The sequence below is a fragment of the Pseudomonas sp. TE3895 genome, assembly GCF_056278855.1.
This window is the reverse complement of the sequence record NZ_JBWBQE010000001.1, coordinates 5403421-5421521: the sequence shown is the minus strand read 5'-3', so window position 1 is coordinate 5421521 and position 18101 is coordinate 5403421. Positions and strand designations below refer to the sequence as shown.

20 protein-coding genes are annotated in these 18101 nt (G+C 52.1%); 16 read left to right on the top strand and 4 right to left on the bottom strand.

Going from position 1 to position 18101, the window contains the following annotated elements; all coding sequences use genetic code 11:
- Positions 1-68 precede the first annotated feature (68 nt).
- The 5 genes from ACZ889_RS24555 to ACZ889_RS24535 all read left to right on the top strand — a co-directional run bounded on the left by ACZ889_RS24555 (position 69) and on the right by ACZ889_RS24535 (position 4455).
- Positions 69-377 (top strand): hypothetical protein, encoded by a 309-nt coding sequence (locus ACZ889_RS24555; protein WP_476257899.1) that lies wholly within the window; start codon positions 69-71, stop codon positions 375-377.
- A 448-nt stretch (positions 378-825) separates the two neighbouring features.
- Positions 826-1038 (top strand): hypothetical protein, encoded by a 213-nt coding sequence (locus ACZ889_RS24550; RefSeq protein WP_209871603.1) that lies wholly within the window; start codon positions 826-828, stop codon positions 1036-1038.
- Positions 1031-1552 carry a hypothetical protein gene (locus tag ACZ889_RS24545; RefSeq protein WP_338443896.1) on the top strand — a complete coding sequence of 174 codons (522 nt, stop codon included), beginning with the start codon at positions 1031-1033 and terminating at the stop codon, positions 1550-1552. The genes ACZ889_RS24550 and ACZ889_RS24545 overlap by 8 nt, the downstream gene beginning before the upstream one ends.
- A 546-nt stretch (positions 1553-2098) precedes the next feature.
- Positions 2099-3091, top strand: coding sequence for a hypothetical protein (locus ACZ889_RS24540; RefSeq protein ID WP_338443895.1), 993 nt, complete (start codon positions 2099-2101; stop codon positions 3089-3091).
- An 11-nt stretch (positions 3092-3102) separates the two neighbouring features.
- Positions 3103-4455 carry a hypothetical protein gene (locus tag ACZ889_RS24535; RefSeq protein WP_338443893.1) on the top strand — a complete coding sequence of 451 codons (1353 nt, stop codon included), beginning with the start codon at positions 3103-3105 and terminating at the stop codon, positions 4453-4455.
- A 122-nt stretch (positions 4456-4577) separates the two neighbouring features.
- Here the strand turns inward: ACZ889_RS24535 and ACZ889_RS24530 are convergent, their stop codons facing one another.
- Both ACZ889_RS24530 and ACZ889_RS24525 read right to left on the bottom strand, forming a co-directional pair.
- Positions 4578-5210: a hypothetical protein gene (locus ACZ889_RS24530; RefSeq protein ID WP_338443892.1), complete on the bottom strand. Its 633-nt coding sequence runs from the start codon at positions 5208-5210 to the stop codon at positions 4578-4580.
- On the bottom strand, positions 5200-6120 hold the full coding sequence (locus ACZ889_RS24525) for a hypothetical protein (protein WP_338443891.1): 921 nt from the start codon (positions 6118-6120) through the stop codon (positions 5200-5202). Before ACZ889_RS24525 ends, ACZ889_RS24530 begins: the two co-directional genes overlap by 11 nt.
- A gap of 72 nt (positions 6121-6192) precedes the next feature.
- Between ACZ889_RS24525 and ACZ889_RS24520 the strand changes: the two genes are divergently transcribed.
- From ACZ889_RS24520 to ACZ889_RS24505, 4 genes are all read left to right on the top strand, one after another.
- Entirely contained in the window at positions 6193-6528 is a 336-nt protein-coding gene (locus tag ACZ889_RS24520; protein ID WP_338443890.1) for a hypothetical protein, read from the top strand.
- Between the two features lie 105 nt (positions 6529-6633).
- The gene (locus tag ACZ889_RS24515) at positions 6634-7251 is read left to right on the top strand and encodes a hypothetical protein (protein ID WP_338443889.1); all 618 of its coding nucleotides are present in this window, start codon (positions 6634-6636) and stop codon (positions 7249-7251) included.
- A complete protein-coding gene (locus ACZ889_RS24510) occupies positions 7244-8344 on the top strand; it encodes an XRE family transcriptional regulator (RefSeq protein ID WP_338443888.1) in 1101 nt (366 codons plus the stop codon). Before ACZ889_RS24515 ends, ACZ889_RS24510 begins: the two co-directional genes overlap by 8 nt.
- 118 nt (positions 8345-8462) lie before the next feature.
- Positions 8463-9605: a hypothetical protein gene (locus ACZ889_RS24505; RefSeq protein ID WP_476257898.1), complete on the top strand. Its 1143-nt coding sequence runs from the start codon at positions 8463-8465 to the stop codon at positions 9603-9605.
- Between the two features lie 228 nt (positions 9606-9833).
- On the opposite strand, the gene ACZ889_RS24500 is transcribed toward ACZ889_RS24505, so the two are convergent.
- Positions 9834-10283, bottom strand: a complete 450-nt coding sequence (locus tag ACZ889_RS24500) for a hypothetical protein (RefSeq protein ID WP_338443885.1) — start codon at positions 10281-10283, stop codon at positions 9834-9836.
- 303 nt (positions 10284-10586) lie between these two features.
- Here ACZ889_RS24500 and ACZ889_RS24495 point away from each other — a divergent pair, with 303 nt between their 5' ends.
- The 3 genes from ACZ889_RS24495 to ACZ889_RS24485 all read left to right on the top strand — a co-directional run bounded on the left by ACZ889_RS24495 (position 10587) and on the right by ACZ889_RS24485 (position 12534).
- Positions 10587-10922, top strand: a complete 336-nt coding sequence (locus tag ACZ889_RS24495) for a hypothetical protein (protein ID WP_338443883.1) — start codon at positions 10587-10589, stop codon at positions 10920-10922.
- Positions 10923-11353: 431 nt separating this feature from the next.
- Positions 11354-11791: a DUF6957 family protein gene (locus ACZ889_RS24490; RefSeq protein ID WP_338443881.1), complete on the top strand. Its 438-nt coding sequence runs from the start codon at positions 11354-11356 to the stop codon at positions 11789-11791.
- A 14-nt stretch (positions 11792-11805) separates the two neighbouring features.
- A complete protein-coding gene (locus ACZ889_RS24485; RefSeq protein WP_338443880.1) occupies positions 11806-12534 on the top strand; it encodes a metallophosphoesterase family protein in 729 nt (242 codons plus the stop codon).
- Positions 12535-12825: 291 nt separating this feature from the next.
- Here the strand turns inward: ACZ889_RS24485 and ACZ889_RS24480 are convergent, their stop codons facing one another.
- Complete coding sequence (locus tag ACZ889_RS24480; RefSeq protein WP_338443878.1) at positions 12826-13149, bottom strand: helix-turn-helix domain-containing protein; 324 nt, start codon at positions 13147-13149, stop codon at positions 12826-12828.
- A gap of 684 nt (positions 13150-13833) precedes the next feature.
- On the opposite strand from ACZ889_RS24480, the gene ACZ889_RS24475 reads away from it, so the two are divergent.
- From ACZ889_RS24475 to ACZ889_RS24460, 4 genes are all read left to right on the top strand, one after another.
- Positions 13834-14115, top strand: a complete 282-nt coding sequence (locus tag ACZ889_RS24475) for a hypothetical protein (protein ID WP_338443876.1) — start codon at positions 13834-13836, stop codon at positions 14113-14115.
- 14 nt (positions 14116-14129) lie between these two features.
- Positions 14130-15461 (top strand): class III lanthionine synthetase LanKC N-terminal domain-containing protein, encoded by a 1332-nt coding sequence (locus ACZ889_RS24470; RefSeq protein WP_338443874.1) that lies wholly within the window; start codon positions 14130-14132, stop codon positions 15459-15461.
- 40 nt (positions 15462-15501) lie between these two features.
- A complete protein-coding gene (locus ACZ889_RS24465) occupies positions 15502-16131 on the top strand; it encodes a hypothetical protein (RefSeq protein WP_338443872.1) in 630 nt (209 codons plus the stop codon).
- Between the two features lie 645 nt (positions 16132-16776).
- A complete protein-coding gene (locus ACZ889_RS24460) occupies positions 16777-18036 on the top strand; it encodes an RES family NAD+ phosphorylase (protein ID WP_338443870.1) in 1260 nt (419 codons plus the stop codon).
- Positions 18037-18101: the final 65 nt, after the last annotated feature.

The window sequence follows — 18101 nt, the reverse complement described above, 5'->3', positions numbered from 1 at the left end:
CCAAAATTAAATTTGTATCAGGCGAGATGGCGGCTATAACTGAAGTGTTTGATTATACGGCTACATTAATGAGCGGGCTTCTGTTTTATTGCAAGAAGCCCAGTCTGAATCTGGATGGCAAAAACTACGAGTTAGGTTTTGATATGTACAAATTTGTTTTTAATATAACCAATGTTATCGCGGACAAGTGCAGGGAAATTCCCGAGTTGGAGAGTAAGAAGGTCATCGAGGATCTGGACTTGTCCTACAGTGCGGAGATGAATATTCCCAAGCACGATGTTTACTGCAGTCCGTTCAGCGTCCCAATCACCACCACTGAAGGGTTCATCTACGCAGAGGTTGTCACATCATCCCAGCCGCCAGCTGTCTTCCCATAGCACCAGTACGCTCCCGAGCAAGCCCGCATGACAGCATGACAGCCTCTGTCGGAAATGCGATTTTAAACCGGAGGATGGCCGTTAGCCATTACTCGGCCAGGTCACTCAATACGAGGCTTTAGCATTACAAATGCATGCACCGCTGGTCACCCTAAGCAGGCGCTAAGACCGGGAGCTCAGCCTGGGAAGGCACATGGCCATTACCGTGGCTTGGTGAACCTTCCGCCCATCCGGCAGTCGAAAAGAGTAGCTGTAACAGGGATTTAGGGTTTTTTCCCAGTAGGGGTATGGCAATATGCCAGTATCCATTGTAAGATTTAGATGGACTTCGTGCGCCTGTAGGAAGGTGTACGGTGCGGCGGGTGAGGACACCTACCGCTCAACTTCAGCTCTCAATGGATACGCGGCAGCTATGATTGGTAGGACAACGGACTGGAGGTACGCACACATGACTATCGACACGATTCTCAAAACCTTAGGGCTTCGCCACAAGTCGCTTGCGGAAAGAATCAACGACAAGGTCATGTCAGGCTACATTCCCAGCGACATGGCCAAGGCAATTGTCGGCAAGCTCTCCTCCAAAAAGATCAACGATTTCATGATCGAAGCGCGCGACAAGTACAATCGAGAGAATGAGAACAAGGTCTTCAAGGATGAGTAACAAGTACAACCAGATGCATGAGAAGCTGGTTAAGCACAAGAAAGACTTTGTTGGCATGATCGCCTACTCGATCTACAAGACGGAGAAGCGCGAGGCTGTGAAGCGGGGCATGGACATCGGTGCTTTTACCAGCATCAAGATCCAGCCGCACGAGATCAAGAAGTACCGTGACGAAGCCGACGGCCTTGCTACCCTGTTCCTCCAGACTGCTGCAGATGAGAAGCTGAAGGGGGTTCAGTCCCGCTTGGCCGACCAGATCAATAACCTGACCTTGGACTCGCTTCCCAAGAATGGCGTGTTCAAAAACCTTTGGAAGTGGCATGCCTCTGGCTCTGCGGGCATTGTCGGAAACTTCTGGACTGCGGTTTTTGTGGCGGTTTTTGTGTGGGCCTTCTCTGACCCATCGATATGGAGCGAGGCGAAGGACAGTGCGCTGAAGACAATTGCTTCGCGCGTCAACGGCCAGCCCCAAGCGACTTCAGCGCCAGAGACAGCTGCGCTTCCAGCTCAGTAACTGCTCCCAGATCATTTCATGTGCCGACACCCTCAGTGGCGTGGTCGGCGCATGCTCATCTTGATCTGTAATCACTAAAGGTTTCTCCAGGGTACGCCTCTCAAAGCCCAGCCTCCCAAGGCAAGCAACTCAATAGCAAACCACTCAAAAACACCCATCCCACATATACGCACATCCAGTCGAATACTGACTATCTCCGCCGACCTAGCGTGCGATCTCGAACAACGCGCGCTCAGATGGCGCAATCGTGAAAAATCCCACACTTTCCCCACCTGCCAGAGCAAAAACTCCTACACTCCCACAGCCTGGGAAAGCGAAAAGTCTTACACTTCACAGGCTAGGACGATGCATGGAGCGCACCGGAAATCATGAAAAGTCGCACACTAAGGTGAAAACTAAGGGCTCAAGGCTGCATGTAGCTATGAGGCTTGGTGGCACAATGATATTCTGGAGAGCATATCAGTCCCGCACTGTGTCGTAGGTGTGAGGGCCGCTCAGAATGAGTACTGAGCGTTACTAGGGATTTGGATCAGGAACGATTCTTCAATGCGTCAAGCCGATCACGTTGCACATCTTCCAGCAGAAAATGCGAAAGGAGAGAAGCTCCTATTGGGTGTCCATTTCGTGGATATGACACCGGAGCTCATCAACACCTGGAGGAAAACCGTTCAACCGCTGATCAACAAGCATTATTCCAAAGCCCCTAAGCCTACCAAGGGGGCTGCAGCCGCCCTGCAATCACAGAAGCAGGAGCCCAATTTTGCGGTGATTACTGATAAGGCCGAGCACAGCGTCGGACAGAGTCCTGTGCATGAGGAGATCCAGGAGGCAGTCGAGCAGATCGAAGCTATAGCCTCGGCGGGCTTGATCGAAAAGCTAGACTGCGCAGTTGGTACTGGGGTTGTGTCGGCCTCAACGTCACTAGCAGCAGAGCTTCATGCCGTCGGCAGCGCTAAACCGAAAGTTCGTACTCGTGCCGATGTTAAGTGGTCGTGGAGACAGAACTATTTCCTCCACTCCGCTTATAGCAAGTGGCGCCGGAAGTATTTCAAGGGTGGTGAATCGAAAGCAGTGTGCATGGTGGTTCACAAGGGTGGGCGTGTTATTCCTATAGGCATGCTGACAATGGTGCCTGACTTCACTTGCAAAATCTTAGATCGTACCAAGGAGCGAGCGTTCACTTGGTACCTTTCAGATGCTCCAAGAGAATTCTATAGCAAGGCGCTGGGATTGAAGAGAATCGAGCATATTGCTCACGCCCTTGTCGATTATACGGTTCAGGCTGGTATCGAAGTGAACCAAGAGACTAATCTGGTACTTCGCTCTGACCCAGATGGGGGCGACCGTCTGAGGGATTTCTATACCAGAATTGGCTTGTCACCGCTGCCTGATGACCATCCAGCCATATCGACTGCGCGGTTCTGGAATAAAGACGGCTATTTCAAGCTCATGTCTGAGAAATCAACGGAATTCTGTAGCGCCATGGATGTCTATCGAGCTTCACGCACCCGCAACCTTTCTCCAGTCGCAAACGCTTAAGGAGGTTCGTAATGAATTATTTTTCAGATGAAGACCTTGCGAGAGCATTGCGGGAGTCTCGTGGATTGCCACCTGAGCCAGATGAAACTCGCTCCATTCAAGCGAAAAAAGAGGACGATGAGCAACTCAGAGAAGAGTTGGCATCGTTGGCAGATAATCCTCTGGGTAAGTTTGGTAGAGCACTCTATCGTTTGATGGTGAAGAGGTGGCCCAAGGCTGAAGAAAGTTATGACTGGGTTTATGCGCCTGGGGAGCTTGATCTTATTCCAGCGCACGAGTCCATCGACTCAGCCTCGAACAAGGTTAAGCTAGCTCATGTGACATTAACGACTGTTGCTCCTGTGGCAGTATTGTCTGAACCTCGGGTCGCTAGCGCTGAAGCTGCAAATACAAACGCTGAGCTTGAGTCTGTAGCTAAAGAGCGTGAACACGTTCAATACTCTATTCATACTCAAGCAGACGTTCAGCTCAAGGAAGTTTCCCATCACATTTGGTTAGAGACTGTGAGGGGAAGTTACGTTAATGTGCCGAGATCACAGAAAGCTGCGTCAGGCTCGGATATAGTAGATCTCAACGATGTTGATGTGAAACTGTCACCGTCAGCTCAACAGTTTTTGAGCGGCATTGAATATTTCGGAAGTGAGACTCTGAAAGGAACCGCATGTGCCGTACAGTTGAGTGGGCCACTCACTTCACTGTCAAAGCTCTACAATCGAAAGAATACGTTGCCCCTCATTTCTCATGGTGAGACTGTCAAAGCTTCGCGGCGACCATTCATTAGAGTTGATATGCAGGCGTTTGATAAGTTTATCGAGTGTAAGACTTACTATCGAAATCTGTTCATAGATGAGGCGCACCGCACCAGTGAGGCGGCTGCTGATATAAAGTCAGCTTTGCAAAGCATTGATCATGCTCTGACGAAATACAAAAACAAAAAACATATGGCCTATACGGCAAGTCCGCGAAGTGCTTGGTTTGCTGCGGTGGATTATGTATGTAATATTTTTAGGCCTAAGCCTGAAAATGAGCTTTCCGACACCCATGGTCTACATAAAGAAGGAGTGGAAAGAGTTGAATGGAAGCTAGACAGAGATTCTTCCTCCGAACTTGCCTTGAGAGGCTCTGCGGGCCACTTGCGGGACTACTGGTTTAAACTTCACAATCATCAATTGTCGCTCAGGTGGCAGAACAAAGAAGAGCAAACGCCGCCGCAGACCATTTTTCAAGTAGGAAGCAGCGAGCCTGTGGCAGCTGGTGAAATGATGGTTACAGCATTAGAGAATGCTCATGTTGACTATGATCGGGCCGTGGAACTAATGGGTTCACTAAAAGAGTTTGTTGAGCGACAAACTCAAGTGCATTGATGAACTAAAAGGGGGGCTCTATCGGCCCCCCCTTTTTTTTCACAATTGCTACCAACCTTGGTTTCCGAAGCGTTTGGGCGGCCTCACCAAAGGCAGCTATACGACACAGTACGGTAGCTGCTTTACAAATATCGCAAGAACACATGCCCCTCATGTTCACTGCGCTCAAAGCTCAACTCGTCCGGATATCCATCCAAACCCACTACCTTGATCGAACCAGGCGCGGAGGAGTGCATGCAGACCAAAGTGCAAGTGGTGAGCCCTGGGGAAGGCACCGCTTCGTGATAGGTATGACGCTCGATCCGGTAGCTGTCGCCGGCCAGCATCAATGATTGCTCCTCAAGTGTTAGGTCGACCCGGACAGCGGTCTTGCGAAGCACGTTCCTGGTGTGTTGCTGATACCTGTCACCTTGGTAATGCGCTTCGTATAGCGGCGCGCCGCCGCTTTCGACTTCGTTCACGGTGTATTGCAGGTTGGACAGCGTGCCAATCAGGATGCGGCTGTCGACATGCTTGTCGTGGGTATGCACTCGGGCGGGCATGCCATACCCGTCACCTCGATCGCTCGGCCACAAATGCAGCCGCCATTCCTCACCATTTTCCCGCTTCAACAGCAGCACATAAAAGCCGTGTGGGTGCATCAGGCAGGTCGGGTTGCAAGCTGCAATCCACTGCTTCAGTGCCCGGAGCAGGTCACCGCGATCGCATGAGGTGAAACGTTCCCGGCAGAGCAGCTCTGAAAGATCAGCGGGCATACGGGGCAGGGGATTTCATGGCTTTCACGGCCTCCGCTCGGAGTTCGGATGACACCTGATCACCGAACATTGCCGTCAAGATTTCCGAGGGGGCAGCATCACCTGTTATAGGGACTGGAATTGGCTCTGCCTCGTTTTTGACCCAGTTGAACTCGGTCAATACCCCTGAAAAATCGCGATGCTTATGGTGGTAGCAGTAGGCGTAATCTTTGGGGTCTTCGCGAGTCACCATGAGCTCGTGGGCATTGCCTTCGATGCGGAACACGGACAGGCGGGAACTCAAACGCAAATCCAGCTCTATGAATGGCCGGTTGAGATTCACGGCCTGGGCGAGGGTGGCGATGGTTGCGAGAATTTCCTGCTCAACGTATTCCCTGTTCCAGACTTTGCCATCAAATGATCCCGACTTGCGAAACTCTGCATATCGCTGGCACACCTCAATATTCCTGAAATCCAGCAGAACGACCTCCAGGCGGATCGGCTGCCGGCTCTCGCGGGCATGGTTGACGAGGGTAGGTAGTGCCTTCGCGCGAAATTGACGACCTGTGCGGACATAGATCCGGTAGTCGTGCGCGCCACTGGCCAGACGATGCAGATTCTCGGTGACATCCTGCGGCAGGATCAGCGTTTCCAACCTAGCCACCCTGGGATCAGTGAAGTAGGAAAGGCAGAAGGTCGAGATGATCGCAAACGTGCCGCTGGCCACGATCGAGATGAAGAAATTGTTGAAGGCTTCCCACATCGGCTGATCATGCTTGAAGTACGCGATCAACATGATGATGGCACACGAAACCCCGATTGCGAGGAAGCTCGCGCCGAGGAATTGGCGACGCTGGTAGCGGGAGCTGAAAATGCCAGAGAGCGACACGGTCTGTTTGAGTCCGAGGAGATTTGCCGGGATTCTGCGCACCAATTGAACTCTGTGCAAGTCCGAGCAACCTACAGCTCAAAGCCCCGGTGGATCAGAATAGTGGAAACGGACATGTCCCCCCACACACCCGATGGTCGCTACTTTGTGGTTAAAGGCAGGCTGTGGCGCTGCAGCAATCCTGGGCTCGACCCGGATGTCAGGCAGCGGCTGGTTTCGGAGCTGATGAGCGCCCGGCGCGAGGTGAAACAGGCCAAGGCAGGGCAAGAAGTCTTGCGGCTCAAAAAGGCAAGGGCACGGGTTGATGCTGCCAAGGTGGCATTGGGTGAGCGGGGCCCGGTGTGGTGGATCGACGGCAGTCCTGATTACAACCGGCGGTTGGTTAAGAACACGCCTTATGCGCAATGGTACCGATTCTTGCCAGGCTGCGACGGCTCCGTGCAGCTGTAGCGTACCAGAATGTCCGCGCACCGGTTCGGTTGACATATCTGCAGATTTGCATAGAATTCGGGTTGACACTTTTTAATATTTGCAGACTTTTGGAGAGGCAGCCTGATGCATGTGACACAACATCCCAGTCATTTCGAGCCTAGGCTGCTGCCTGAGTATGTGGATCGGTTCTGCCAGGAGGTTACTGACGTAGCCTATAGCGCGTTGGAGGACTCCAGTAGCGCCTACGACACCAACTACACGCGCGGCACCCTGCTGTTTGGTCGACAGCAAGGCCTGTGCAAGGTGTTGGCGGCTGATAAGTCGATGCCTTGGCTGCAGCTGCGCAACGCCACCCTGGATTTTACGGTGGCCATTAACAATGTGCTGCTGCAGATCGTGACCGATAACCCGAATGAAATGAAGAAGGCTTATCGCATCAAGCCGAATCCGCTGGAGCAGCATCAGCTTTCGCTTTTTGAGAGGTCGCCTGAGATCTGCACCTGGCGAGTCTATGTTTCCAGCAACAATGATCTGGAGTTTCCCAAGGTCGAGGTTGCGATCGTAGGCTTCGATGCCAACCTCAACGTGATTTGCTTGTGGAAGCACGAGGAGCGGTCTCTGCTTTCCGTGAGAGCGACTGTGCAGCATGATGCTGTGGACGTACCGGAAGCTGAAGTGCAGCGTAAGCGTAAAGATGTTGATAGCAATGCCACAGACAATGATGAACCCGTAGATGGATGACAGAACACAACAGCTCGCTTTTGGGGCTGAATTTTCACCTGACAAGCTGAGGTTGGCTCGGTGTGCAGCCGGCTTGTCGCTTGCAGAGCTGGGCGATTTGCTGGGCGTAAGTCGGCAGTACGCGCACAAGCTCGAAATCAATGCGGTGCCAAACCCGTCGCAGATTCAATTGCTCACCAAGGCCTTAGGAGTGACGGAAGAGTTCTTGTCGAGCCCGCGTCGTGGCTCGGTGGAACTTGAACAGTGTCATTTCCGTAGCCTGCGATCGTCGACCCAGACTATCAAGAAGAGCATCGCGTCTCAGGTCGAGCTTTTTGAGTTGCTCGTCAACGAGTTGGAACACGAGGTGGATTTCCCACCGGTGGGGTTCGATCCCTTTGAAGTCCCGCTTGTCAGTGACGATGTAATCGAAAAGGCGGCAGAGGGCTTTCGGAGGGATCTGTCGATCGGCATCGGCCCCATTGCCAATGTCACCCGTCTGGCTGAGAAGGCCGGTGTGCTGGTGGTAAACCTGGCGGATGCGGATGACCGTATCGATGCATTTTCATTATTCAACAAGCGTCCTCTGATCGTTCGCAACACGGCCAAGGTCAATCCTTGCCGGCACCGGTTCGATATTGCCCATGAGCTTGGCCACCTGGTCATGCATCAGGGGATCGAGACGGGCTGTAGGACAACTGAGGCACAGGCTAACCAGTTTGCCAGTGCGCTATTGATGCCCAGGGCGAGCTTTGGTGGTGAATTTCCTACGATGCGTGGGCAATACCTGAACTGGACAGCATTGGGCGAGCTGAAGCTTCGTTGGAAGGTCAGTTTCAAGGCCATCATCTATCGCGCTCAGACGCTGAATCTGATCACGCAGGATCAGGCTCGCTCGGGCTTCACCTACCTGAGCCGCAACGGTTTCACGAAACGGGAAGAGCTGGACGAGCTTCTTGCGCAGGAGACCCCAACCCTTGTCCAGCGGGCTGTGGATCTTCTCGATCACGCCAGTTGGCGGAAGATTCTGAAGGCTTCGGGGCTGTCCGATGAGTTAGTCAGGGAACGGTTCATGTTGAAGGTTCCCACCTCGCCGCTGGCCCTGGTGAAATAGTCAGCTCAGGCATTGAGGGCGTACGTCAGATCATCCCGCTGACGTGCGCCAAAAGGCTTGAGTCCGAGGAGATTCTCCTTTAGAAGCGAGTGGGTACTGCTTCTTAAAGGAACCCCCTATGCCGTTGACCGCATACTCTGCTTCGCGTGAGATGGAGCTGGACGTCGATCAACTCCTGACACACCTGGCCCATCAGTCGCAGCATCCCCAGCTTCCGTCAAACGTTGCCATTCCTGATGCATGGAAGCTTGCGATCGCTCAGGACATCTCCTGTCCCTCGTGCTTCTGCCAAGGCGCTGAAGTGGTGAGGGGCACTGCAGCTGGAGCGAAGAACAAGCGACAAGCGTTCTTCCGCTTTACCACAGGCGGTGGTAATCCTGGCCATCATCCGTTCTGTGATTTCTCCGGCAACGTGCCGGCAGGCCATGTGCCCGAAAACCTGGTGCAGTTCTCCAATCCGAAAGATGGCCTTTCCAAGGCGGTGCGCGTCCTTGTTTGCAAGGGCATCAGCCTAGGCATTTTTCATCAAAGAGACATCCGCGCGATGCGGGAGTGGTTCTTTCACAAGAAGGTCGGGTCGCAGTTTGTCGTCAGCCTTGACCCACGGATCGTTAGGTGGATTGCCGTCCTTCAGAGGCAGCGACTGTGGATTCACGATGGGGTGGATGAGGCGCTGGATTTCACACCCGAGCTCATGGCTCTTCCAGTTTTCGATGCCAAGCATGCTGCTCGCGTGATCTTGACCAACCAGCACCGAGCGTTGCTCGACCTTCTCTTTGAGAATCGAATCCACGTTTTCCAAGACGTTGAACGGATCACGAAGTCAGTTGAGCAGTCTCAATCGCAGTCGGTGTTTGACCCCTCAATCCTGCAAACAGAATTTCGCAAAACTCTGCAGCTCGCGCGTTTCATCGGGACGAGCTACTTACCCATCTCCACACATGTGAAATCGCACAGCTGGGTGCATACCCCCAAAGGTGGCCGTTTCATGCTGGCATTTACGTCGCTGCTGCTCTTCGTTTCGGGTTGGGACATGAAGCGGGCATGGGAAGCGTTCGTGCGCATCGCGAAAGACGAGTCTGCCGTGGATGAAACCTTGGGTAACGCCATTGGACTGAATCCCTTTCATGACTTTGAAGTTTGGCCGGTCATCAAATTCCTTCAGGAACTGCCCAGCGACTTGTTGCCGACTGAAAAAGAAATGCTTGAGCAGCCGGCCACGCTCGATGGCTTGGTAGCGAAGCTGCGTCAAGGCGGGTAACCGGTCGATCATTTGGATGATACGGAAGGGGTAGCGGCGTTGTGGATCGCGTTGCGCTCGATGGACATCGCAGTCGATGTCCAGGTGGGCACCACGAACGCGATCACCAAGTTAGAGCCCTGAAGCTGATTCGGCCCAGGGGGGCAGGGCGGCAGGGTCTAATGGTTCGTTTGTACCCCGCTTTCGATCTGCTGATTGACCATGCGAACGAATGATCAGGCCGCTTGGCTATGGCTGCCCTTTCCAGTGCCGCTTCACGGTCGAAACGCTTATCTCCAGTCGCCTGCTTACCTCGGTCGGCGCAAGGCCTTGCGCTTTCAGCTCCAGTACTGACCTGCGCAATTGTGCAGCCCGCTGCGCGTTGGGATGCGGTATCAGGACACTCTCGTGAACGCGCGCATCGAGCAAATCCAAGGCTTGGATTTCCTTTTGAAGCGCTTCAAGAAGCTCGCGGGGCGTCTGGTGGTTTTCAGCAGCACATGTCAGAGCGAGCAGGGCTGCAGTGGAGACCTCAAGCTGATCTGCCACCAGCTGGGTGGTGTCCAATGTAGGGGAGGAATTACCCGACTCCAGGCTACTCACCTGTGATTGGCTCAAGTTGCTGAAGCCGAGCTGGGGCAGCGCGCGTAGCGATCTCAAGCGTTTTAATACCGTGGCAAAAGCCTGGCGCAGAGCCATCGACATCGTTCCTGATGCAAAGATGATGGTATGCCGGATTTGCGCAAGCTCACTCAAATCGATATATTGTTAATTATGAGCCTTATGGGATGTTTGACGGATGGATACATCCGTCAGCCCGAGCATACAGGTGCGCCCGACACCGCTCGCGATCAATTTAGATCTAAATCGAAAGCAGCGATCAATTCAGGCGCGAGATTCACGTGTGGCCCGACCTTGGCGCGTGGAGCGGTGCGGCGTGCTGCCGAATTCAAGTGTCAAGCGGAGGGGATCGATCTATGACGGTAGGGAAAGGAAGCAGTCGTGTCTGAATCAGATGACCAAGTGCTCTCGGCATCTAGCTTCCCAAGCGAAGTAGTCGAAGCTATGAAACTGGATTTCGGCTGCATGATCACAGGGTATCTCTGTGATGTGGTGTTCGACATCGATTGGATTTGCTTGAGGGGAAAAATCTACGCGGATGCAAAGTGCCGTTTTGACTATGGACAACTGGTGCGTACGTCAATGATCAGGGCAGCTGAAGAGCACAGCTGCGGCTCCTTTCTCCTGGTTCGCACCTATAGCGGAAGCCGCTATGTGATTTGTTCATGGCACAGCGATGAGGAGGTGCAGGCTTGCGCGACTCATCTGCATGAGTAGGTGGCGTTGGCTGCTTCCTTGGCGTGCTCGGCCACTCAGTTTTGAAGAGCAGGAGGTTACCGAGTCCCTGCGCAGACTCAAATCCCTGAGTTGTGTAGAGGGCCGCGTTTCTGTCTCGGTTGATGAGGTGTTGGCTCGGCCCGGATACATCGAAGCCAGGCGAGCAGCTGCCGAATGCCTGAGGACTGGCCATGGTGCAGCTGTTGATTGGGCTTCGTTCGACGAGATCGGCACTGTCGCGTTTTTAGCGCTTGCAGGACAAAGCTTGCAGGCATCCAGGCGCCAGGGGATCAGTTTGGTTGATGCAATCGAACGCCTCAAAACGCTAAAGCTTGGGGGCAGGGGTAGCTAAGTCAGTTCTCCTGCTCAGATTTCATTTTTTCATCTGTGGCTCTCATCGCTGCGGGTGGCCGCCACAAAGGTGTACCGCAATGCAATCTGCGTTTGATCAGCAATTGCTCTCTGACGTGCTGTATGGGGACGCAGTGCCAGTCGATGGTCTGATCGCTGACGATGAAGCCATCCTCGATGTCGTTCAGCGGATGAGCAACCCCTGTAAACCTGTGCGGCAATGGTTGGTTTTGGACGTTCTCTTACCGGCTGAACAAAGAGCTGTATTGGTGCAAGAGGGACTGCGCCCGAGAGTTGTTTTTGCATGCAATACGGTAGCGGCAGCGAAGGATTCATGCATGTCGCAGGTGATGCTCTCTGGGTACCAGCGGGCGTTTCAGAATTACCTGTTCCAAGCTGCTGACGATGAGCTCTATTTACTGGTTGGTCGGGGTGGCAGGAAGTGGATCTCGGTTGATGCGCTTGGCGCTGTGCAACGTTTCGTCGCGTCGGAGTCGATGGTCAAACAGTCCACCTAGAGCGTGAGAGAGCGATGAGGATTTTGATCTACTCAGATTTGCATCTGGAGTTCAGGGACTTTCAGCCACCTCAGGTGGAGGTCGATCTGGTGGTGCTTGCGGGTGACATTTCGGTGCGTGGCCAAGGGGTGACTTGGGCGAACCAGATCTTTCAATTTCCTGTCCTGTACGTGTGCGGTAATCATGAATTTTACCGAGGCCACATCGACCGGACATTGGTCAAGATGAAGGAGGCAGCGCAAGCGCATGTGCACGTCCTCGACAACCAGTGCATCGTCATTGGCAATACTCGCTTCCTGGTCGCAACGGCCTGGACGGATTTCACTTCGACCGGAAACTACAAGGTTGCCATGCCCATATGTTGGGAATGGATGAGCGACTTCAAGCGCATTCGGATTGGAGAGGGCTTCCGTAAGCTTCGTCCTGCCGACTTGATCGCGCGGAACATCGCAACGCGGGCGTTCCTGGTTGAAGCGCTTGCGAAGGACTTCCCAGGAAAAACAGTGGTCATCACTCACCATTGTCCAATTCAGGAGGTCGCAGGCAAAAGCCACGAAGGCCATCTTGGCGCGGCGTACTATAACCAGTGGGACGACTTGGTCGCCCAAGCTGACGTCTGGATTTTTGGCCACACACACCATGCAGTGGATACAGTCGTCTCAGGCTGCCGCATAGTCTCGAATGCCCGAGGTTACCCAGGGGAGCACACTGGCTTCTCAGCGGACTTCACCATCGATCTCTGAGCGGCGGCGTCTGCACCGCACTCCTTGCTGATTCGCCTCAGCCAGTCCAATGCTTTGACGGCCTTGCTACCCTCAGGAGGATCACCCGGTGCATTGGCGTAGAGGAAAAGGCTATCCAGGCTTGCATGGGTTTCGAGTGAGGATACAGCGTCGGCAATCGAAGACATCAGATATTGGGGGATCGAGTAATTTTGCATCTGCCTTCCTGACGTCCCAATTTAACGTTAAAGGAGTGTATCAGGGTTTCGTCGTCCAGCTAGCGGGAGGAAGAAAGGGAAAAATGGTGCTGGCTTAATAGGCTTGATAGGCTTTCTTCCAAATATTGCTCACGGTCGACCAGGGCATGTCGAGCTCGTCGGCGATTTGCTGCTTTGTCTTTCCAGCAGCTCTGGCATGGAGCACTGCCTCGACCTTCATAGGGTCGGTGCGCCGGCCTGGCTTATGCGTGATCAGCTTACCCTCTTTGTAGTGCTGATCGATCTGGTCATCAATGCCTAGCTCTGCGATTCGCAGCATCTCGCCCTTTAAGTATTCCAGATATTGATCGAGCGAATCTGCTCGCTCGATGCGCGAGGCGTAGGCGAGAAGCGCTACTCGGCATACAGTTCGTCCCATAACTCTGTTTTTTCGTCAGGGTACACGTCAATCCCATACTGCTGGTGAATCCACATCATGCACTGTTTTTCTTCCATCTGAAGAAAATAGTCCTTGCTAGCGCTCATAGGGAGTCCTGTCCGTTGTCGTAGGGATAGCCAGTTGAGGCGGGCGGCTAAGCTCTGCCAGGCACTGGATAAGCTGAGGAGTGGTATTGAACACGTCTAGCTGGCATGGGGGAGCGGGCTCAGTCAGGGCCTTCATCGCTCTCCAGTACCTCTACATTCCAATCTCTCAATTTCTGCCCGGTAACCTTGGCGACCTCTCTTTTGTACCGAACCAAGAGTACTCTGACAGCATTGCTTTCGAAACTTATTAAACTTGCCGTCAGTCGTTTCAGTCGTACCGCTCACTTTTTTCTTGGGGCAGGGACTAGTGGATGATTTTTGACGTGAGGCGGCGACGCTTTGTGGTTGCGCTATTTCCATCCTGAGAAGAGCTCGAGGGCTGTGTATTTTCTGAGATGAATTTATTTCTTTTCGAAGTTAACAAATTATATTTATCGCTTTTTGCTATAAGCAAATTGTTGGTGCGCATTCTTTGTGGACGAATTTAGTTTGTGCGTCTAGCTTAAGATTTACTCTTGTCCTGACGGCGCTGTAGGAGGGCTAAACTTCATATTTGTTTGATAAAGGAGCACCCGATATGCAGCTAAAACTGTCGAGCATACAGGCGGATAGCATAGGCTCAATACTCTCCTTGGCAACCCGAGATGCGGCGTTTGCTGCGGAGCTAAAAAATGCAGCCCAGGCGGCCCAGCAAGCTGGGGTTGGTTCCAAGGAGTGGGATACACTTATGCAGAAATTTTTCTCTGATCCGAATGATTTGGCGTTGATCAGGTTAGTGCAAACTGGCGATGGGAGGATCCAGCCACAATTCACAATTACGACGATCACCACTTTGACAACATTTACTACTGCATTTTGATGTAGGGGGCGCCAATGGACGTGTCTCATGCTGAATCTAGGTGGTCTGAATTGGTCAATGGCATGTGCGGTAAGTGTGAGAAGGCAGACTTTTGGCGCCTCTATTCCCCCAAGCCTTTAAGATTGCCGACGCAGGGGTGGAAGCTGCATCTTTCGGCTACTCCAAGAAATATATATCAAATCTTTAAAATTTCAGTTCGCATTGCCCAAAAGTACAAGTTGCTGGTGAAATTTCCGAGGCGAATTTCTAGTTTGCTGTTGCTTAATGCGGGCATTGGTTCAGCATTTTCTCAAGCGGGTAAGGTTTTCACTTTTTATTGTGATAGCGAAAGCAGAATGCTTAAGGCTGCTGAAGAACTAGGAAAGAAAACTAATCGTTTTCGCTGCCCTTCGGTAGCTTTCGATGAGAAAGTAGTTTGGGGCCAAAATTTATTCTTTCGTTATGGTGTGATCAACGGTGATTCCGACAGTAAAATCATTAGTCCAGAGGGTATCCCAGTCGACGATGAACGAGGAAAAGGTAAAGCCATTCCGGATTGGTTGGAGAGCTCAGGCTTTGTGCGTAGAATAAAAAGTAACAATAAATCTCGTCATCTCGCGACTAAATTATTGCCAAGCGATCTATTGGTCTTTGAAGCCTTGTCCCAGCGTGCCAAAGGCGGGGTTTACAAAGCGCTAGATCTTTCAGTGATTCCTGGGAGATTGATAATTCTCAAGGAGGGCAGGCTTGATGGGGAAATTAATAGTGAAGGGTTAGACGGTTATAAGCTCGCAAAGCGAGAGGCAAGAAATTTAAAAAAATTGCATTGCTTAGGTTGCAATGTGCCTCAGGTATATAGGGTCATTGATCTCGGTACTCATATTTATGTGGCTACAGAATATTTGGAAGGTATGACTCTTGAGACATTTTATCACGTCGATATTGGGCATAAGTTGCTGATTTGCCGTAATCTCATGCGAGAGATCTCTACATTAAATCGTACGGGCTGGGTTTGGCGCGACTGTAAGTTTTCAAATATTATGGTCTGCGGAAGCTCTGTAAGATTAATTGATATGGAGGGCGCGTGTAAAGTTGAAGTGGCGGGCAAAAGTCGCTGGGGGTCTCCAGGTTATATACCTGATTTCAAGATTGTACCCAGGGATTTGCAGGATGAATACGCGGGCTTGATTACATGTGCTCAGTTGATTGCTTCGGATTTTTCTGGTGTTGCTGGAGAAAAAATATTGGGCGGAGTGAATGGTTCCAATATCGATGATGTGCTGAAAAATTACTTTGCAGAATTTTTACTATCTCCTTCTAGCTCCAATATTAAATGCCTGGTGAGTGCTTTGCTTGCATGGCCTTGAATGGTTAGTGCTCGCTAAAAAGACTTATGAGAGGTGTATTATGATTGTCGCTTTTAAGTGTGCATCGCTTTTGCCGCTTGCCTTGATGATGAGCGCCTGTTCTGGAAAAATTGTAAACATTACGGATGGCGAAACTGCCTGTAAAGAAGGTGTTTGTAATGGTGTTTTCTATTATCGGATGAAAATTGTTCCTGTGAAATATATTCAGGATAAGGTTTTGAATAAGGATGGAGGGGTAGTTAGATTTGCTGGAGGTCAAAATGGCGAAGCATGCATCCCTGTTCTTGTTGAGGAGTTGAAACAGGTGCCGGAGTTGACGCCAAGCTTAATATATTATAAGCCAGGTCTGTTCGAGGATTCTAAGTTTAGTGTTGAGTTTGGCGATTCTGGAAACATAATTTCGCTAGGGGTGGATGTAGCTTCGGGAGCAAAAAATGCAGTTGAAGCACTTTCAACTGTTGCTACGACACTGAAGGTTTTGAAGGCGGACGCTGACATTTTTTCTGGGGCGAAGCCAGTTGAGTGGGTGCCGCTTGAGCAGCAACCTTTTACTAGCGCCCCTTATTGTAACGCAGGGTCAATACCATATCGGCTTGGCGGCGCAATGGGAGTTGGTGGGGCGTCTGAAAGTTGTCATTTACAATTCGGTAAAAGGGGTTGCACGGAATAGTGTTGTCAATGTTGTTTTGTTGGTTTAACCATGGCCTTACCAAGCCGGGTCAGAGCGCCCGGTCAGATCCATATGGATCTCCGATAACTATTAGTTAAATACGAAGTTATGGTTATTGTAAGGACCTACTATGATTAGTGGTAGCGAGATATGTGGGTATACATATGTTGTGGAATACCACCTGGCTAACCAATATTTTGCGCGGGCCTATAATTCAGGGGCGAACTGAAGGTGTGATGCCAGGAAACTATCTGGCCAAGAGCTCAGAGCTGCTGTAATCGGCTTGGCCGAAATACCTTGAGTACTCAGATTTGTATACATGGCCTTTCGAGTCGGGCGCCTGTCTGACTATGAATAGCAAGATGGTTAAGCGAATGCCCTTGAAGCAGTGATAGAAGATTTCTTTCAAGGGTGGCCAAATGGCCAGAGGTGTCTAGCCATGTCAGCTGATTGCCCTTAAGGTTGTGCTACTGGATTCCGCCAAGTCCGGGGTCGGCAACCGGCGTAGCATGAGGGGCAGCCTTAAAACTCGTGATCCAGTAGTATCGCAGGCTTGGCGCCCCATGTGGGCTTACGGCCAAGGGAGGCTGTGTGTCGAAAGTTGTGTGCTTAGAATGCCTTACTGAACGCTATCTCCAGGACTGCTTGGATTTCGATGATGCCGACGAGTGCAGTTACTGTCATAAGGAAAGTGGTGTCGTGCCGCTTGAAAGGCTCGTCGACCTGTGTCGGGAGGCCGCGCTTTCTTCGTTTGAGTTCGTTGAACAGCCGCGTTCGGTTTATCTCTACAATCAGGCGCCGATCGGGGAGCACTGGACGGACGTTCTCCGCCGTGTTCTGGGCTGTTCAGATGATCTGATAAACGATCTTGGTGAAGTCCTTTGGGACGGCTGGAATGATGACGACCCGTACTTCAAAGAGGGCGCTTCAGCGAGCATCGACATGACCCATGACTGGAGGGAGATGGAGCGTAGCCTTAGGGATCAAGCACGGTTCGTGAATCCAGTCGTCACGCGTGTCTTGGAGCAGGTCTTTGGCAAGGTCGATCAGTTACGCCTTCGAGGCTCAGAGTCAGCCATCTTCATGATCGGGCCTGGTCAGCCCCTGCATACCTTTAAGCGGGCGAGAGTGTTCTCCTCTGATACCAGTGTTGAGGAAGCATTGCTCCATCCCGAGCGTTCTTTGGGCCCACCTCCGTCGGGGGTAGGGTCTGCAGGACGAATGAATGCTAAAGGCGTCTCCGTGTTTTATGGTGCTACAAACGACAGGACGGCCATTGCCGAGGTTCGACCACCCGTTGGAAGCTACGTGGTAACCGCTGCATTTCAGGTAACTCGCCCGCTGCGGTTGCTCAATCTGGGAGCTTTGAACGAAACCTGTCCTGATAGTCGCCTCAGTTACTTCGACCCCCAACGCGTCGAGCAGGCGAAGCGATCCGCGTTTCTAGCAAGCCTGCAAAACCAGTTGCTGAAGCCAGTAATGCCAGATATGGCGGATCACGGCTACTTGATCACGCAGGCGATAGCCGACTACCTGTCGATGCATCCCACCCTCAACTTGGACGGCATTTATTTCCCGTCAATCCAGCTGGGTAAGCGTGATGATGAGGCTCCTGGACACAACGTGATCCTCTTCAATAAAGCATCCGGTGTGCACCATACCGAGTCAACGCACAAAGCCGAGTACGCCTCTCTTTGGGTAACGGTCGATGACGGTGAGCACTACTTTCCGCAGATCTGGGCGGCCAGGAAGAAGGGCGAGGATCAGCCGAGCTGGTGGGATGAGCAACCTCCTGTGCCTCGATACGAACCTGCACTGATTTTAGACCGTGAGGAAATCCGAGTTCATCGTATCCATTGGATCGATTTCGGCACGGATGAGGAACGCGTTGGCTACAACCCATGAGGTCAAGGCAGGGCGCGAGTCATGGGTAAGGCGGGCAAGGTGCCCGCCTTCCTGGAACTGTCGAC

What these genes read in the sequence shown, in the direction of transcription:
- ACZ889_RS24480 (WP_338443878.1), bottom strand. Translation starts at nt 13,149, where the DNA reads ATGGGACGAACTGTATGCCGAGTAGCGCTTCTCGCCTACGCCTCGCGC.
- ACZ889_RS24535 (WP_338443893.1), top strand. Translation starts at nt 3,103, where the DNA reads ATGAATTATTTTTCAGATGAAGACCTTGCGAGAGCATTGCGGGAGTCT.
- ACZ889_RS24510 (WP_338443888.1), top strand. Translation starts at nt 7,244, where the DNA reads ATGGATGACAGAACACAACAGCTCGCTTTTGGGGCTGAATTTTCACCT.
- ACZ889_RS24520 (WP_338443890.1), top strand. Translation starts at nt 6,193, where the DNA reads ATGTCCCCCCACACACCCGATGGTCGCTACTTTGTGGTTAAAGGCAGG.
- ACZ889_RS24500 (WP_338443885.1), bottom strand. Translation starts at nt 10,283, where the DNA reads ATGGCTCTGCGCCAGGCTTTTGCCACGGTATTAAAACGCTTGAGATCG.
- ACZ889_RS24555 (WP_476257899.1), top strand. Translation starts at nt 69, where the DNA reads ATGAGCGGGCTTCTGTTTTATTGCAAGAAGCCCAGTCTGAATCTGGAT.
- ACZ889_RS24505 (WP_476257898.1), top strand. Translation starts at nt 8,463, where the DNA reads ATGCCGTTGACCGCATACTCTGCTTCGCGTGAGATGGAGCTGGACGTC.
- ACZ889_RS24545 (WP_338443896.1), top strand. Translation starts at nt 1,031, where the DNA reads ATGAGTAACAAGTACAACCAGATGCATGAGAAGCTGGTTAAGCACAAG.
- ACZ889_RS24515 (WP_338443889.1), top strand. Translation starts at nt 6,634, where the DNA reads ATGCATGTGACACAACATCCCAGTCATTTCGAGCCTAGGCTGCTGCCT.
- ACZ889_RS24550 (WP_209871603.1), top strand. Translation starts at nt 826, where the DNA reads ATGACTATCGACACGATTCTCAAAACCTTAGGGCTTCGCCACAAGTCG.
- ACZ889_RS24475 (WP_338443876.1), top strand. Translation starts at nt 13,834, where the DNA reads ATGCAGCTAAAACTGTCGAGCATACAGGCGGATAGCATAGGCTCAATA.
- ACZ889_RS24470 (WP_338443874.1), top strand. Translation starts at nt 14,130, where the DNA reads ATGGACGTGTCTCATGCTGAATCTAGGTGGTCTGAATTGGTCAATGGC.
- ACZ889_RS24485 (WP_338443880.1), top strand. Translation starts at nt 11,806, where the DNA reads ATGAGGATTTTGATCTACTCAGATTTGCATCTGGAGTTCAGGGACTTT.
- ACZ889_RS24465 (WP_338443872.1), top strand. Translation starts at nt 15,502, where the DNA reads ATGATTGTCGCTTTTAAGTGTGCATCGCTTTTGCCGCTTGCCTTGATG.
- ACZ889_RS24530 (WP_338443892.1), bottom strand. Translation starts at nt 5,210, where the DNA reads ATGCCCGCTGATCTTTCAGAGCTGCTCTGCCGGGAACGTTTCACCTCA.
- ACZ889_RS24490 (WP_338443881.1), top strand. Translation starts at nt 11,354, where the DNA reads ATGCAATCTGCGTTTGATCAGCAATTGCTCTCTGACGTGCTGTATGGG.
- ACZ889_RS24540 (WP_338443895.1), top strand. Translation starts at nt 2,099, where the DNA reads ATGCGTCAAGCCGATCACGTTGCACATCTTCCAGCAGAAAATGCGAAA.